We start from the raw sequence: 14,136 nt of genomic DNA, 5'->3' as shown, positions 1-14,136 counted from the left end.
GAAACCAGAACTATGAGGATTGAAATTATGGGTATTTTTTCTCGTTTTGCCGACATCGTGAACGCCAACATCAACTCCCTGCTGGAGAAAGCGGAGGACCCGCAAAAGCTGGTGCGTCTGATGATCCAGGAGATGGAAGACACGCTGGTGGAAGTGCGTTCCACGTCGGCCCGCGCGCTGGCGGAAAAGAAACAGCTGACCCGTCGTATTGAGCAGGCGGTCGCCCAGCAGGCGGAATGGCAGGAAAAAGCCGAGCTGGCGCTGCGTAAAGAGAAAGAGGATCTGGCCCGGGCGGCGCTGATCGAAAAGCAGAAGCTGACCGACCTTATCGCTCAACTTGATCATGAAGTGCAGCTGGTGGATGAAACGCTGGCGCGCATGAAGAAAGAGATTGGCGAGCTGGAGAACAAACTCAGCGAAACCCGCGCTCGTCAGCAGGCGCTGGCGCTGCGCCATCAGGCGGCGAGTTCGTCCCGCGATGTGCGTCGCCAGCTGGACAGCGGTAAACTGGATGAGGCGATGGCCCGCTTTGAATCCTTTGAGCGTCGCATCGATCAGATGGAAGCGGAAGCGGAGAGCCACCGCTTTGGCAAGCAGCAGACGCTGGATCAGCAGTTTGCCGAACTGAAAGCGGACGATGAAATCAGCGAGCAGCTGGCGGCGTTGAAAGCCAAAATGAATCAGTCCAACCAGTAAGTATGATTGCGCGGCGCGGCGTTGCGCCGCGGCTCACCCCCTGTAAGGAGTACACATGAGCATGCTTTTTCTCGCCATTCCGCTGACGCTGTTTGTGCTGTTTGTTCTGCCGGTCTGGCTGTGGCTGCACTACAACAATCGCGGCGCCAACGGCAGTCTGACGCAAAATGAGCAGCAACGGCTGCTGCAGTTGACCGATGACGCGAAGCGGATGCGCGAACGTATTCAGGCGCTGGAAGCGATCCTGGATGCTGAACATCCGAACTGGAGAGACAAATAATGGCCGGACTGGATCTGAATAAAAAACTGTGGCGTATCCCGCAGCGCGGGATGGTGAAGGGCGTTTGCGCGGGCATTGCTCAGCATCTTGATGTCCCGGTGAAGCTGGTGCGTCTGATTACCGTGCTGGCGATGATATTCGGCCTCTTTTTCTTTGTCCTGGTGGCCTACATCATTTTGACTTTTGCTCTGGATCCGATGCCGGACAGTGAACTGTACGGTCACAAGGCGCCGAGCAATGGCGATCTGCTGGCCGCCGTGGATGCCGAACTGGCCTCCGGTGAACAGCGCCTGCGTGAAATGGAGCGGTATGTGACCTCCGACACCTTTACGCTGCGCAGCCGCTTTCGCCAGCTGTAAATCCTGTTTTTAACGAGTGAGGCAACGCATGAATAGCAAATGGCAACGCGCCGGGCAGCAGGTGAAGCCCGGTCTGAAAATCGTCGGTAAGCTGGCGCTGCTGACCGCGCTGCGTTACGGCCCGGCGGGCGTTGCCGGCTGGGCGGTTAAATCGGTCGCGCGTCGGCCGCTGAAAATGCTGCTGGCGGTGGCGCTGGAGCCGCTGCTCAGCCGGCTGGCCAACCGCGTCACGCGCGGGATGAAATAATGCCGCCGTGGGGAAGGCGCAAAAGGATTAACGTTGTCCTGCTTATCCCCGGCAGATAGCTTATGATGACGAGACATACCTTCAGGGCATAACGGACTGGCGATGAAGCGACTGAAAACTGAATTGAATGCGCTGGTCAACCGCGGGGTTGACCGGCATTTACGTCTGGCGGTGACCGGCCTGAGCCGGAGCGGTAAAACGGCGTTTATCACCGCGCTGGTCAATCAACTATTGAATATCCACACGGGCGCCCGCCTGCCCCTGCTGAGCGCCGCACGCGAAGAGCGGCTGCTCGGCGTCAAGCGCGTGCCGCAGCGGGACTTTGGCATTCCCCGATTCACCTACGACGAAGGGCTGGCCCAGCTGTACGGCCAGCCCCCCATGTGGCCAACCCCGACGCGCGGGGTGAGCGAGATCCGTCTCGCGCTGCGCTACCGTTCGAATGACTCCCTGCTGCGCCATTTTAAAGATACCTCCACGCTGTATCTGGAGATCGTCGACTATCCGGGCGAGTGGCTGCTCGACCTGCCGATGCTGGCACAGGATTATCTGAGCTGGTCACGACAGATGACCGGGCTCCTGCAGGGACAGCGTGCGGAGTGGTCGGCCCGCTGGCGGCAGCTGTGCGCCGGGCTGGATCCGCTGGCCCCTGCCGACGAGGCCCGTCTGGCAGACATCGCCGCCGCCTGGACGGACTATCTGCACGCCTGTAAGCGCGAAGGGTTGCACTTTATCCAGCCCGGGCGCTTTGTCCTGCCCGGTGAAATGGCGGGTGCGCCGGCGCTGCAGTTTTTCCCGTGGCCCGACGTCGACGCCATCGGCGAAGCCAAGCTGGCGCAGGCCGATAAACACAGCAACGCCGGCATGCTGCGCGAACGCTACAAATACTATTGCGAAAGGGTGGTGAAGGGGTTCTACAAAGAGCACTTCCTGCGCTTCGACCGGCAGATTGTGCTGGTGGACTGTCTGCAGCCGCTCAACAGCGGGCCGCAGGCTTTTAACGATATGCGTCTGGCATTGACCCAGCTGATGCAAAGTTTCCATTACGGGCAGCGCACCTTGTTCCGCCGGTTGTTTTCGCCGGTTATCGACAAGCTGCTGTTTGCCGCCACCAAAGCTGACCACGTCACGGTCGATCAGCACAGCAATATGGTGTCGCTCCTGCAGCAACTGATTCAGGACGCGTGGCAGAACGCCGCCTTTGAGGGGATCAGTATGGATTGCCTGGGGCTGGCGTCCATTCAGGCGACCCAGAGCGGGCTGATTGAGGTGAATGGCGAGAAAATTCCCGCCCTGCGCGGCGATCGGCTGAGCGACGGCCAGCCGTTGACCATCTATCCCGGCGAGGTGCCGGCGCGTCTGCCGGGCCAGGCCTTCTGGCAGCAGCAGGGATTTCAGTTTGAAAACTTTCGTCCGCAGGTCATGGATGTCGATCGGCCTTTACCGCACATTCGCCTCGACGCGGCGCTGGAATTTTTGATTGGAGATAAACTGCGATGAGCGAACCGTTAAAACCGCGGATTGATTTTGATGGTCCGCTGCAAGCGGAAAAAATTCCGCCGCTGAAAAGCGCCCGCGCCTTCGACACCCTGGAGGCCGACAACTTCGCGCCAGCGCGGCTGGTGACCGGCGAAGAGGAAGAGGGGGCGGCGGAAGCGGTGGTGGAGTCGGTCCTGCGACCCAAACGCAGCCTGTGGCGGCGGATGGTCAGCGCCGGACTGGCGATCTTCGGCGTCAGCGTCGTGGCGCAAGGCGTGCAGTGGACGGCTAACGCCTGGCAGACCCAGGACTGGATTGCGCTGGGCGGCTGCGTCGCCGGGGCGCTGATCGTCGGGGCCGGCGTCGGATCGGTGGCCACCGAGTGGCGCCGTCTGTGGCGACTGCGCCAGCGCGCCCACGAACGCGATGAAGCGCGCGATATGCTGCACAGTCACGCGGTCGGCAAAGCGAAAGCCTTTTGTGAGAAGCTGGCGCAGCAGGCCGGGCTGGATCAATCGCATCCGGCGCTGCAGCGCTGGTATGCCGCGATCCACGAAACGCAAAGCGATCGCGAAGTGGTGAGCCTTTATGCGCAGCTGGTGCAGCCGGTGCTCGATGCCCAGGCGCGGCGGGAAATCAGCCGTTCGGCGGCGGAGTCGACGCTGATGATTGCCGTCAGCCCGCTGGCGCTGGTGGATATGGCGTTTATCGCCTGGCGTAACCTGCGGCTGATCAACCGAATTGCCACGTTGTACGGCATTGAGCTCGGGTATTACAGTCGTCTGCGACTGTTTCGCCTGGTGTTGCTGAATATCGCTTTCGCTGGCGCCAGCGAACTGGTGCGCGAGGTGGGGATGGACTGGATGTCGCAGGATCTGGCGGCCCGGCTGTCGGCGCGCGCCGCACAGGGCATCGGTGCCGGACTGCTGACCGCCCGCCTCGGGATCAAGGCGATGGAGCTGTGCCGCCCGCTACCGTGGATTGCCGATGATAAACCGCGGCTCGGCGATTTTCGTCGCGAGCTGATTGGGCAGCTGAAAGAGACCCTGCAGAAAAGCAAAACCAGTCCGGAGAAGTAACCTCCGCTCAGAGACATTGCCGGGCGGCGGCTTCGCCTTGCCCGGCCTACCGGGCAGGTTGGATCCCGGCTCGCCCAGGCGTTCATTTAACCACTGACCGCCTGACTTTACGGCACAACGCCCATTTTTCCGCCATGCTGTCAATAATTGTTGACAGTTAGCTTCCCGAAAACTCATTCCTGTCCTATTATTCTCCCGTCATTGGCACTTTTAGGGTGAACACTCCCATGCGTCTTGAAGTCTTTTGTGAAGACCGTCTCGGTCTGACTCGTGAATTGCTCGATTTGCTGGTGCTGCGCGGCATTGATCTACGTGGTATCGATATTGACCCTATAGGCCGAATTTACCTCAATTTTGCCGAACTGGAGTTCGCCACGTTCAGCAGCCTGATGGCAGAGATCCGCCGTATCGCCGGCGTGACAGACGTGCGCACCGTGCCGTGGATGCCGTCTGAGCGTGAACACCTGGCGCTCAGCGCGCTGCTGGTGGCGATGCCGGAGCCGGTGCTGTCGCTGGACACCAAAGGCAGGGTGGAACTGGCCAACCCCGCCAGCTGCCTGCTGTTTGGCCAAAGCCAGGCGAAGCTGCGCAACCATCCGGTGGCCCAGTTGATCGCCGATTTTAACGTTCAGCGCTGGCTGGAGAGCAGCCCGCAGGAGACGCATGCGGAGCATGTGGTGGTGAATGGACAGAACTATCTGCTGGAAGTGACCCCGGTCTATCTGGAAGGGGAGCATAACGAACGGGTGCTGACCGGCGCCGTAGCGATGCTGCGCTCAACCGTGCGCATGGGACGCCAGCTGCAGACCATGACCAGCCAGGACACCAGCGCCTTCAGCCAGATCCTCGCGGTGGGGCCGAAAATGCGCCACGTGGTGGAGCAAGCGCGCAAGCTGGCGATGCTCAGCGCGCCGCTGCTGATTGTCGGCGACACAGGTACCGGCAAAGATCTGCTGGCCCATGCCTGCCATCTGGCCAGCCCGCGGGCGGGCAAACCTTATCTGGCGCTCAACTGCGGCTCCATTCCCGAGGACGCGGTCGAGAGCGAGCTGTTTGGCGACGCGCTGCAGGGTAAGAAGGGCTTCTTCGAGCAGGCCAACGGCGGCTCGGTGCTGCTGGATGAAATTGGCGAGATGTCGCCGCGAATGCAGACTAAGCTGCTGCGCTTCCTCAACGACGGCACCTTCCGCCGCGTTGGCGAGGATCATGAAGTGCACGTCGATGTGCGGGTGATCTGCGCGACGCAGAAAAACCTGGTCGAACTGGTGCAGAAAGGGCTGTTCCGCGAAGATCTCTACTATCGCCTCAACGTCCTGACGCTCTATCTGCCGCCGCTGCGCGACTGCCCGCAGGACATTATGCCGCTGACGGAGCTGTTCGTGGCCCGCTTTGCTGATGAGCAGGGCGTCCCGCGGCCGAAGCTCTCCGCCGATCTCAGTACGGTGCTCACCCGCTACAGCTGGCCCGGCAACGTTCGCCAGTTGAAGAATGCCGTCTATCGCGCACTGACCCAGCTGGAGGGATTTGAGCTGCGCCCACAGGACATTCTGCTGCCGGACCATGACGTCGCGTCGCTGCCGGTGGGCGAGGAGGCGATGGAAGGGTCGCTGGACGACATCACCCGACGCTTTGAGCGCTCGGTGCTGACCCAGCTCTATCGCAGCTATCCCAGCACCCGTAAGCTGGCGAAGCGGCTGGGGGTGTCGCATACCGCCATCGCCAATAAGCTGCGTGAATATGGTCTGAGTCAGAAAAAGGGCGACGAATAATCCCGCCAGGCCGGCGACCCTCGTTGCCGGCATCCTGGCCTGCAAAGCGGGCCAAACCTGTATATACTGGTTTTTTAATCCTTTTTCCGGGGTGGTGCATCTTGGCGTCGCGTCGCGCGATCGGGCAATGGCTGACATTGCTGCTGCTCTCTGTTCTCTTTTCCTCGCTGCTGTTACGCCTTCATTTGCCGGCAGCGCTACTGCTGGGGCCGCTGATCGCCGGTCTCATTTTGAGCCTGCGCGGAGTGAAGCTGAGCATTCCTCGTCCCTGTTATCTGGCGGCGCAGGCCATTGTCGGCTGCATGATTGCCCGGGCGATCAACCCCTCTGTTTTTGGTGTGCTGTTCAACAACTGGGCGCTGGTACTGGCGATCCTGTTGACCACCCTGGCGATTAGCGGGCTCACCGGCTGGCTACTGGTTCGCTATAGCGCGCTGCCGGGCGCCACCGGCGCCTGGGGAAGCTCTCCCGGCGGCGCGTCGGCAATGGTGGTGATGGCCCAGGAGTACGGCGCCGATGTGCGGCTGGTGGCGCTGATGCAGTATCTGCGGGTGCTGTTTGTCGTCGGCGCGGCGGCGCTGGTGGTGCGTTATGCGTTGGGCAATGAAGCGCAGGAAATGACTCAGGATATTGTCTGGTTTCCATCGTTGACCCTGAATTTCCCTTTCACGCTGCTGCTGACGGCGCTAGCCTGTTGGCTGGGCATGCGGCTGCGCATCCCCTCCGGGGCCATGCTGTTGCCGATGCTGCTCGGCGCGCTGGTCCAGGGCAGCGGCTGGGTGATGCTGGAGCTGCCGGAGTGGCTGCTGGCGATAGCCTATGCGGTGCTGGGCTGGACGGTGGGGCTGCAGTTTAATAAAGCCATTTTTCTGCTGGCGCTGAAGACGCTGCCGCAGATTATCGCCTCTATTCTTGGGCTGATCCTGATGTGCGCCCTGATGGCCCTTGCCCTGACCCACATTCTGCAGATGGACTTTATGACCGCCTATCTGGCCACCAGCCCTGGCGGCCTGGACACGGTGGCGATTATCGCCGCCGGCACCCGGGCGGATATGTCGTTCATTATGGCGCTACAGACGTTGCGGCTGTTTACCATTTTACTGACCGGCCCGGCGATGGCGCGGGCTATCTCCCGCTATGCGCCACGGCAATAAAAAAGCCCCCGCAGAGCGGGGGCTGAGTACATAGATTGTCCGCGGGCGTGATGCGCCCGGGCACTCTGTTATCAGGCTTTCAGGGCGGCCAGCGCGGCGTCGTAGTCCGGCTCTTCGGTGATTTCATTCACCAGCTGGCTGTAGACGACCTGATCATTTTCATCGATAACGACCACGGCGCGAGCGGCCAGGCCAGCCAGCGGACCGGCGGCGATGGCGACACCGTAGTCAGCGAGGAACGACGCGCCGCGCAGCGTGGAAAGGGTCACCACGTTGCTCAGGCCTTCCGCGCCGCAGAAGCGGGACTGGGCGAACGGCAGGTCAGCGGAAATGCACAGCACCACAGTGTTGTCCAGTTCAGCGGCCAGCTGGTTGAATTTACGCACTGATGCGGCACACACGCCGGTATCAATGCTCGGGAAAATATTCAGTACTTTACGTTTGCCGGCGTACTGGCTCAGCGCGACGTCAGAGAGATCTTTGGCGACCAGCGTAAACGGCTGCGCTTTAGCGCCTGCCTGCGGAATGGTGCCCTGAACAGAAACGGGGTTGCCCTGGAAATGCACGGTTTGTGACATGGTTATCTTCCTGTTTACATATAGTTAACGTCACGAGTAGTGTATGACATCCGCCAGCTACACGGCAAACCCTATTTAACATTGACCAGAGAGGACAAGGGAATGCGCAACGTGCGAGTGTATGAGGAAGCCTGGCCGCTACATACCCCTTTTGTGATCGCCCGCGGCAGCCGCAGCGAGGCAAAAGTGGTGGTGGTGGAACTGGAGGAGGACGGTGTGAAAGGGGTGGGCGAATGCACGCCTTATCCCCGCTATGGCGAGAGCATCGCTTCGGTCATGGCCCAGGTGATGGCGATCGGCGAGCAGCTGGAAGCGGGCCTCACCCGCGAACAGCTGCAGCGGCTGCTGCCGGCAGGCGCCGCGCGCAATGCCGTTGACTGCGCGCTGTGGGATCTGCAGGCGCGGCGCGAAGGCAAAACCTTGTCCCAGTTGCTGGGCGTGGCGTTGCCCAACCGGGTGATCACCGCCCAAACGGTGGTCATTGGTACGGCGGATCAGATGGCGGCCAGCGCCGCGGCGCTGTGGCAGAAAGGTGCCCAGCTGTTGAAAGTGAAGCTTGACGACCGGCTGATCAGCGAGCGGTTAATCGCTATCCGTCAGGCGGCGCCGGAGGCTACGCTGATTGTCGACGCCAATGAATCCTGGCACAGCGAGGGGCTGGCGGCGCGCTGTCAGCTGCTGGCGGACCTCGGCGTGGCGATGCTCGAGCAGCCGCTCCCGGCTGACGCCGATGCGGCGCTGGAAAACTTCGTTCATCCGTTACCGATTTGCGCCGACGAGAGCTGCCATACCCGGGAGAGCCTGCCGCGGCTGCGCGGGCGCTATGAGATGGTCAATATCAAACTGGATAAAACGGGCGGTCTGACCGAAGCGCTGGCTCTGGCCGGGGAGGCGGAACGGCAGGGGTATGCGCGGATGCTGGGCTGTATGCTCTGCACCTCGCGCGGGATCGCCGCCGCACTCCCGCTGGCGCCGCTGGCGCGCTTCGCTGACCTCGACGGTCCGACATGGCTGGCGGTGGACGTTGAGCCGGCGCTGCGGTTCAGCACCGGCGTGCTTCATCTTTAAGCCTGCCAGCGCAGCAGATCGGTCATCGCCGGCAGGTAACGCTCCGTTGCCTCGTCGGCGGAGACCGGTGGGAACTCGGCGGTGATGCAGGGGAGCCCGATATCCGCGCACCAGCTGCCAAAGGAGCCCGGCGTGTCGTAGCCCACGCTGCCCACCAGCGGCAGGGAGAAGGCGTTGGCCAGCCAGTGCCCCAGCGGGCTGTGGCCCGGGTCTTCGATACAGGCCAGCGGATCGTGAAAGGAGACCACCCACGCCGGATGGATCTGGTGGATCAACTGACACAGGGCCTGGGTCTCCCGCTCCGAACCCGGCTGCTCGCCGGTCAACAGCACCACGTCGCGTTCCTCTGCCGCGCTGTTCCAGCGATAAACCGTTTCCCCTTGTTTCCAGTTAGCGGCCGGAAAGTTACGGTTGAGGTCAACGCCGCGGGCGTTGGCACGCAGCCCGAGCTGACAGCCGTCAGGGTTGACCGTTAGCACCACGTGGTGACGGCGCAGCTCGGGTTTCAGGGTGCGCAGGGCGCAGGAGAGGGTCACAATCGACGAATTTTCATCACCGTGGGTGCCGGCAATAATCAGGCCGCTACGGCTGTCGGCCTGCGGCGCAGGAAACCACAGCAGCGGCGCGCCTAGTTCCGAGCTGCCGTACTGCCGGGTTCCCGGCGGAAAGTCGCCGCGCTGCGGACGAGGACGTGAAATAGACATAGGGCTTCCTGTGTGTCGTTATTATTCAGTGTTGGCGAAAAGCGTGTCGGGATCAAACCCATTCCCTGAGGCGTGAAATCCGACGACACATCAATTTTCTATCATATGTCGTTTGCAATTTCAGGTGATGAAACAAATAATTATCGCTCTGTTGGCGGTATTTTTTTCATTTTAAAGGGGATCTTATGAAGTATCCTGTCGCTTTGACATGCGGCGCGCTGTGGTTAGCCAGCGTATCTTCTTTAGCCTGGGCGGCGGACGTACCGCCGGGCACGGTACTGGCGGAAAAACAGCTGTTAGTACGCCATATCAAAGATGAACCCGCCTCGTTAGATCCCGCCAAAGCGGTGGGCCTGCCGGAAATCCAGGTGATCCGCGATCTGTTTGAAGGTTTAGTCAATCAGGATGCGAAAGGCAACCTGGTTCCAGGCGTGGCGACCCGCTGGCAGAGCAACGATAACCGCGTCTGGACCTTTACCCTGCGCGATGACGCGCGCTGGTCCGACGGCACGCCGGTTACCGCCGAGGATTTCGTCTATAGCTGGCAGCGTCTGGTGGATCCGAAAACCACTTCGCCGTTCGCCTGGTTCGCGGCGCTGGCGGGGATCGCCAACGCGCAGAACATTATCGACGGCAAAGCCGCGCCGGAGACCCTGGGGGTTACCGCCGTCGACGCCCACACTCTGCGGGTGCAGCTGGATAAACCACTGCCGTGGTTCAGCAACCTGACCGCCAGCTTTGCCTTCTACCCGGTACAGAAGGCGAATGTCGACAGCGGCGCGAACTGGACGCGGCCCGGCAGCCTGGTGGGCAACGGCGCCTATGTTCTGAAAGATCGCGTGGTCAATGAAAAGCTGGTGGTGGTGCCGAACACGCACTACTGGGATAACGCCAAAACGGTGATCCAGCAGGTCACCTTTGTGCCGATCAACCAGGAGTCCGCCGCCACCAAGCGCTATCTCGCTGGCGATATCGATATCACCGAATCTTTCCCGAAAAATATGTATCAGAAACTGCTGAAGGATATTCCGGGGCAGGTATATACCCCGCCGCAGCTGGGTACCTACTATTACGCTTTCAATACCCAAAAGGGGCCGACGGCGGACGAGCGGGTGCGACTGGCGCTGAGCATGACCATCGATCGCCGGGTGATGGCGGAGAAAGTACTGGGAACCGGGGAAAAACCGGCCTGGCGTTTCACGCCGGACGTGACGGCGGGCTTCACCCCCCAGCCGTCGCAGTTTGAGAGTATGAGTCAGGCCGAACTTAATGCCCAGGCGAAAGCCCTGCTGGCTGCCGCCGGCTATGGCCCGAATCGTCCGCTGAAGCTGACGCTGCTGTATAACACCTCTGAGAATCACCAGAAGATTGCCATCGCGGTGGCGTCGATGTGGAAGAAAAACCTCGGCGTGGAGGTGAAGCTGCAGAACCAGGAGTGGAAAACCTATATCGACAGCCGTAACACCGGCAATTTCGACGTGATCCGCGCTTCGTGGGTAGGGGACTACAACGAGCCGTCCACCTTCCTGTCGCTGCTGACCTCCACCCACAGCGGCAATATCTCGCGCTTTAACGATCCGGCGTACGACAAAATCCTCGCCCAGGCGGCGGTGGAGAATTCGGCCAAAGCGCGTAACGACGATTACAACGCGGCGGAGAAGATCATTATGGTCAAAGCGCCGATTGCGCCGATCTACCAGTACACTAACGGCCGGCTGATTAAGCCGTGGCTGAAAGGCTACCCGATCACCAACCCGGAAGATGTGGCCTACAGCCGTACCATGTATATCGTGAAGCACTAACCGGTCGTGGTTGCCTGATAATGTCAGGCAACCCTTGCTACGCCGGTAGCGAAAAGCCCATCAGATCTGCCGAAGAGGAGTAATACCGAGCCGTTTCCTCCTCCATCACGCTCGTAAGCAGTTCGTTAACCTTTATCTTATGTCCGGGCAAATTTCGCCGCGCTTTGGCAATAATTTCCCCATCGCTAAGCGGCCGCTCGGCGCTGCCCAGGGGTTTGTAGCGTTCCTGCACTGCATATTCGCCACGTGAGTTTGTGACCACAACGCGCGCGCCAGGCTGGCGTGCCGGACCGTTCATCCGTTGTGTAAATTCAGGTGTGACAGTGGCCGTGACTTTATCCGCCAGCGCCAGCAAGGCTGGGTTTTGCATATTGTCTTCAGTATACCAGTCGGCACCCGGCGCCAGGCCAGCGGCGATCGCTGCCAGCGTCCACGGCAGGCTGAACTGCGCGTCGGTCACCGTTTGCGGCCGATAATCCATCATATCATTGACCAGGCGGGGGAAGCTTTGTACCTCAATGGTGCGGAGATCCGCAACGGACCAGCCGGTCTGCTGCATGATGCCCTCCATGCATTCCAGCGCGCAGGCCAGCCAGCGGCAGGCGGGATATCGCTTAAAGCTACCGTAGCCAGCGTACCAGTGCCTGCCGAGCTCATCGGTCAACCTGTCTGGCGCGAACTGGTCGGAGCCAATCATCCGCCAGAAACCCTGTTCGCCATCGAGTACATCAAGGCTGCCGCTGAGGCCTTGCTGCGCCATTATCACCGCCTGCACGGCGGCTTGCGCGGCGGGCGCCACGGCATCTTTGAGCGACAGCAGCGGCCGTTGTCGCCAGTTATACTGGTGCAGACTGGGGAGCGGTGTTAACGCGGCGGCCAGGCCCACCGCGTGATGTAATTGCTCAGGGTTTAACCCCAACAACCGACCGGCCACCACGGCTGCGCCGATGGATTGATGCTGCGCCACGCCGTAGACCTGGCTGAAGCGTTCTGCCGAAGGCTGGATGGCGTGGATGAGCCGGTTATTCACCTCGAAACCGGCCGCCAGGGTGGTAATCAGCACGTCCTGAGCTACCGGCTCAGGATTGAGGTCAAGCGCAACCATCGCGGCGGCAACCAGTGTGGCCCCCGGATGGCCGAGCCCTTTGCCGTCGATCTCCACACCGTCATCGTGATCCAGGCCGTTTATCATGGCGGCGTTCGCGAACGCGGCCGCCAATGGGCTGAAACCGGACTCACCGAAGACGCTACAGTGACCGTTTCCGCCAAATAGCCGGGAGGCGCGTATCATCGGTTCGCTGACCCGGTGGCCACTGGCCGCCCAACCGCAGGCGAGGGCATCCAGTAAATGCAGTCGAATTTTGCGCCGAACGGGAGCCGGGATAGCTGGCGCAGATAAGGTACTGGCAAAATTGACCAGCTGGCGTGTTGCGGAAATAGTCATGGTTACTCAACGTTTGAAGTAGCGGCTGCGGATCCGGCGCTCGGCATAGCTTGCCAGCAGTGACAGCGGAAGAATGGTGGCGACGAAAAACAGCGCCACAAAAGTCAGTGTCTCCAGAGGGCGGAAGGTGGCGGTACTCAGCCGTTGCCCTTGATAGAGGATCTCACCCGTTGCGATATAACTTGCCAGCACGGAATTCTTAACCGACATCACGCACTGGCTGACAAACGCCGGTAAAATTCGCAAAAAGGCTACCGGCGCGGTAATGCGAACTAATACTTTCAGCGGTGACATCCCCACCGACAGGCCCGCTTCGACCAGACCATGATCGACCGATTGCATACCAGAACGAAATATTTCAGCGAAAAATACGCTGCCATATAACGAGATGGCGAGGACACAGGTCAGATACGAGGAGAGGGTCAGGCCGAACAAAATGGGCAGACAGTAGTAGGCCCAGACAATCAGCACCAGAGGGGGGATTGAACGCACAATCTCAATCAACCCCTGGGTGGGTAAGCGGATGACCGCCCTGGACGCGCCGCGCAACGGGGCCAGCAGCGCTCCGCCAAGAATGCTTAACGTGACTGAGGCCAGCACAATTTTAAAGGTGGTCAATATCCCTTCCAGCAAAACCGCGTGATATTGCCACAGTATTGAGAAATCCCAGTGATAAGACATTAGCGCAGCTCCTCTGCCGTTACGCCGGACAGCGTCATAAAGCGTCGGATAGGGGCATCGGGCGGCCGTGACCAGATCTCCTGAGGGGATGCTTCTTCCACCAGTTTGCCATTATCCATCAACAGCAGCCGACTACATACCTGCAGGGCAAAACGCATTTCATGGGTAACCACCAGCATGGTGGTGCCGCTGGCCGCCAGTTCGGAAATAACGGACAACACCTCCCCGACAGATTCCGGATCGAGTGCGGAAGTCGGTTCGTCAAACAGGATCACTTGCGGCGCCATGGCCAGGGCGCGGGCGATAGATACCCGCTGCTGCTGACCGCCTGAAAGTTGAACCGGGAAGTCTCCGGCTTTTTCTTGCAGGCCCATACGCGTGAGCAGCGCCATGGCTTTTTCGATGGCTTTTTTACGCGGCAAGCCCAGGACCTGTACCGGACCTTCAATAATATTCTGCAATACACTGCGGTGTGGCCACAGATTAAAGTGCTGGAATACCATTGTCATTGAGGCACGCTGGCGCGCTAATGTGCGCTGTGTGACCTGTTTTCTCTGCGCGCCGTGAAAGCCTATTTCTTCCTCACCCAGCCAAATATGCCCACTATCCGGGACTTCAAGCATGTTCAGGCAACGCAGCAGGGTGGATTTACCCGCGCCGCTGCGGCCAATGATGCCAATCACCTCCGAGGGACGAACCGCGAAGGAAACATCATCTATAATTTTATTACCTGAAAATGATTTGCTAAGCGCTTCAATTTTCAGTAACGGTAATAATGATTGTGGGTTCATCAGAG

At 60.3% G+C, this 14,136-nt stretch carries 16 protein-coding genes; 11 read left to right on the top strand and 5 right to left on the bottom strand.

Annotation, left to right across the window (positions count from 1 at the left end; translation table 11 throughout):
• Positions 1-27 precede the first annotated feature (27 nt).
• The 8 genes from pspA to R0140_RS15925 all read left to right on the top strand — a co-directional run bounded on the left by pspA (position 28) and on the right by R0140_RS15925 (position 7,063).
• Positions 28-696, top strand: coding sequence for a phage shock protein PspA (gene pspA / locus R0140_RS15960; RefSeq protein WP_004203910.1), 669 nt, complete (start codon positions 28-30; stop codon positions 694-696).
• A gap of 55 nt (positions 697-751) precedes the next feature.
• Entirely contained in the window at positions 752-976 is a 225-nt protein-coding gene (pspB, locus tag R0140_RS15955; protein ID WP_002901911.1) for an envelope stress response membrane protein PspB, read from the top strand.
• Entirely contained in the window at positions 976-1,335 is a 360-nt protein-coding gene (gene pspC, locus R0140_RS15950) for an envelope stress response membrane protein PspC (protein WP_004203911.1), read from the top strand. Before pspB ends, pspC begins: the two co-directional genes overlap by 1 nt.
• Before the next feature lie 28 nt (positions 1,336-1,363).
• A complete protein-coding gene (gene pspD, locus R0140_RS15945; RefSeq protein ID WP_002901915.1) occupies positions 1,364-1,582 on the top strand; it encodes a phage shock protein PspD in 219 nt (72 codons plus the stop codon).
• A gap of 102 nt (positions 1,583-1,684) precedes the next feature.
• Positions 1,685-3,082 (top strand): YcjX family GTP-binding protein, encoded by a 1,398-nt coding sequence (locus tag R0140_RS15940; RefSeq protein WP_008805233.1) that lies wholly within the window; start codon positions 1,685-1,687, stop codon positions 3,080-3,082.
• Positions 3,079-4,140: a YcjF family protein gene (locus R0140_RS15935; protein WP_008805232.1), complete on the top strand. Its 1,062-nt coding sequence runs from the start codon at positions 3,079-3,081 to the stop codon at positions 4,138-4,140. Before R0140_RS15940 ends, R0140_RS15935 begins: the two co-directional genes overlap by 4 nt.
• 227 nt (positions 4,141-4,367) lie before the next feature.
• Positions 4,368-5,909 (top strand): transcriptional regulator TyrR, encoded by a 1,542-nt coding sequence (gene tyrR / locus R0140_RS15930; RefSeq protein ID WP_012542019.1) that lies wholly within the window; start codon positions 4,368-4,370, stop codon positions 5,907-5,909.
• A gap of 101 nt (positions 5,910-6,010) precedes the next feature.
• Positions 6,011-7,063, top strand: a complete 1,053-nt coding sequence (locus R0140_RS15925; RefSeq protein ID WP_049157977.1) for an AbrB family transcriptional regulator — start codon at positions 6,011-6,013, stop codon at positions 7,061-7,063.
• Positions 7,064-7,134: 71 nt separating this feature from the next.
• Here the strand turns inward: R0140_RS15925 and tpx are convergent, their stop codons facing one another.
• The gene (tpx, locus tag R0140_RS15920) at positions 7,135-7,641 is read right to left on the bottom strand and encodes a thiol peroxidase (protein WP_008805229.1); all 507 of its coding nucleotides are present in this window, start codon (positions 7,639-7,641) and stop codon (positions 7,135-7,137) included.
• Between the two features lie 102 nt (positions 7,642-7,743).
• Here tpx and ycjG point away from each other — a divergent pair, with 102 nt between their 5' ends.
• Positions 7,744-8,709, top strand: a complete 966-nt coding sequence (gene ycjG / locus R0140_RS15915) for an L-Ala-D/L-Glu epimerase (protein WP_016160847.1) — start codon at positions 7,744-7,746, stop codon at positions 8,707-8,709.
• Here ycjG and mpaA read toward each other — a convergent pair.
• Positions 8,706-9,413, bottom strand: a complete 708-nt coding sequence (mpaA, locus tag R0140_RS15910; protein WP_032739682.1) for a murein tripeptide amidase MpaA — start codon at positions 9,411-9,413, stop codon at positions 8,706-8,708. The genes ycjG and mpaA overlap by 4 nt on opposite strands.
• Before the next feature lie 72 nt (positions 9,414-9,485).
• On the opposite strand from mpaA, the gene R0140_RS15905 reads away from it, so the two are divergent.
• The gene (locus tag R0140_RS15905; protein ID WP_012542015.1) at positions 9,486-9,602 is read left to right on the top strand and encodes a hypothetical protein; all 117 of its coding nucleotides are present in this window, start codon (positions 9,486-9,488) and stop codon (positions 9,600-9,602) included.
• Positions 9,599-11,215, top strand: coding sequence for a peptide ABC transporter substrate-binding protein (locus tag R0140_RS15900; RefSeq protein WP_022066380.1), 1,617 nt, complete (start codon positions 9,599-9,601; stop codon positions 11,213-11,215). Before R0140_RS15905 ends, R0140_RS15900 begins: the two co-directional genes overlap by 4 nt.
• A gap of 37 nt (positions 11,216-11,252) precedes the next feature.
• On the opposite strand, the gene R0140_RS15895 is transcribed toward R0140_RS15900, so the two are convergent.
• Genes R0140_RS15895 through R0140_RS15885 form a run of 3 tightly spaced genes read right to left on the bottom strand, consistent with a single transcriptional unit; the run spans position 11,253 to position 14,131 of the window.
• Positions 11,253-12,659 (bottom strand): MmgE/PrpD family protein, encoded by a 1,407-nt coding sequence (locus R0140_RS15895; protein ID WP_032739684.1) that lies wholly within the window; start codon positions 12,657-12,659, stop codon positions 11,253-11,255.
• Positions 12,660-12,665: 6 nt separating this feature from the next.
• Positions 12,666-13,340 (bottom strand): amino acid ABC transporter permease, encoded by a 675-nt coding sequence (locus R0140_RS15890; protein ID WP_012542012.1) that lies wholly within the window; start codon positions 13,338-13,340, stop codon positions 12,666-12,668.
• Positions 13,340-14,131 (bottom strand): amino acid ABC transporter ATP-binding protein, encoded by a 792-nt coding sequence (locus tag R0140_RS15885; RefSeq protein ID WP_008805223.1) that lies wholly within the window; start codon positions 14,129-14,131, stop codon positions 13,340-13,342. Before R0140_RS15885 ends, R0140_RS15890 begins: the two co-directional genes overlap by 1 nt.
• Positions 14,132-14,136 lie beyond the last annotated feature (5 nt).

The sequence above is a fragment of the Klebsiella sp. w6 genome (assembly GCF_033100215.1).
In the GTDB taxonomy this organism is placed as follows: domain Bacteria; phylum Pseudomonadota; class Gammaproteobacteria; order Enterobacterales; family Enterobacteriaceae; genus Klebsiella; species Klebsiella variicola.
The sequence above is the reverse complement of the archived record's forward strand: the minus strand, read 5'-3'. Positions and strand labels throughout refer to the sequence as shown.

Coding starts and splice junctions, on each gene's coding strand:
- pspA (WP_004203910.1), top strand. CDS start 28: ATGGGTATTTTTTCTCGTTTTGCCGACATCGTGAACGCCAACATCAAC.
- pspB (WP_002901911.1), top strand. CDS start 752: ATGAGCATGCTTTTTCTCGCCATTCCGCTGACGCTGTTTGTGCTGTTT.
- pspC (WP_004203911.1), top strand. CDS start 976: ATGGCCGGACTGGATCTGAATAAAAAACTGTGGCGTATCCCGCAGCGC.
- pspD (WP_002901915.1), top strand. CDS start 1,364: ATGAATAGCAAATGGCAACGCGCCGGGCAGCAGGTGAAGCCCGGTCTG.
- R0140_RS15940 (WP_008805233.1), top strand. CDS start 1,685: ATGAAGCGACTGAAAACTGAATTGAATGCGCTGGTCAACCGCGGGGTT.
- R0140_RS15935 (WP_008805232.1), top strand. CDS start 3,079: ATGAGCGAACCGTTAAAACCGCGGATTGATTTTGATGGTCCGCTGCAA.
- tyrR (WP_012542019.1), top strand. CDS start 4,368: ATGCGTCTTGAAGTCTTTTGTGAAGACCGTCTCGGTCTGACTCGTGAA.
- tpx (WP_008805229.1), bottom strand. CDS start 7,641: ATGTCACAAACCGTGCATTTCCAGGGCAACCCCGTTTCTGTTCAGGGC.
- ycjG (WP_016160847.1), top strand. CDS start 7,744: ATGCGCAACGTGCGAGTGTATGAGGAAGCCTGGCCGCTACATACCCCT.
- mpaA (WP_032739682.1), bottom strand. CDS start 9,413: ATGTCTATTTCACGTCCTCGTCCGCAGCGCGGCGACTTTCCGCCGGGA.
- R0140_RS15900 (WP_022066380.1), top strand. CDS start 9,599: ATGAAGTATCCTGTCGCTTTGACATGCGGCGCGCTGTGGTTAGCCAGC.
- R0140_RS15895 (WP_032739684.1), bottom strand. CDS start 12,659: ATGACTATTTCCGCAACACGCCAGCTGGTCAATTTTGCCAGTACCTTA.
- R0140_RS15890 (WP_012542012.1), bottom strand. CDS start 13,340: ATGTCTTATCACTGGGATTTCTCAATACTGTGGCAATATCACGCGGTT.
- R0140_RS15885 (WP_008805223.1), bottom strand. CDS start 14,131: ATGAACCCACAATCATTATTACCGTTACTGAAAATTGAAGCGCTTAGC.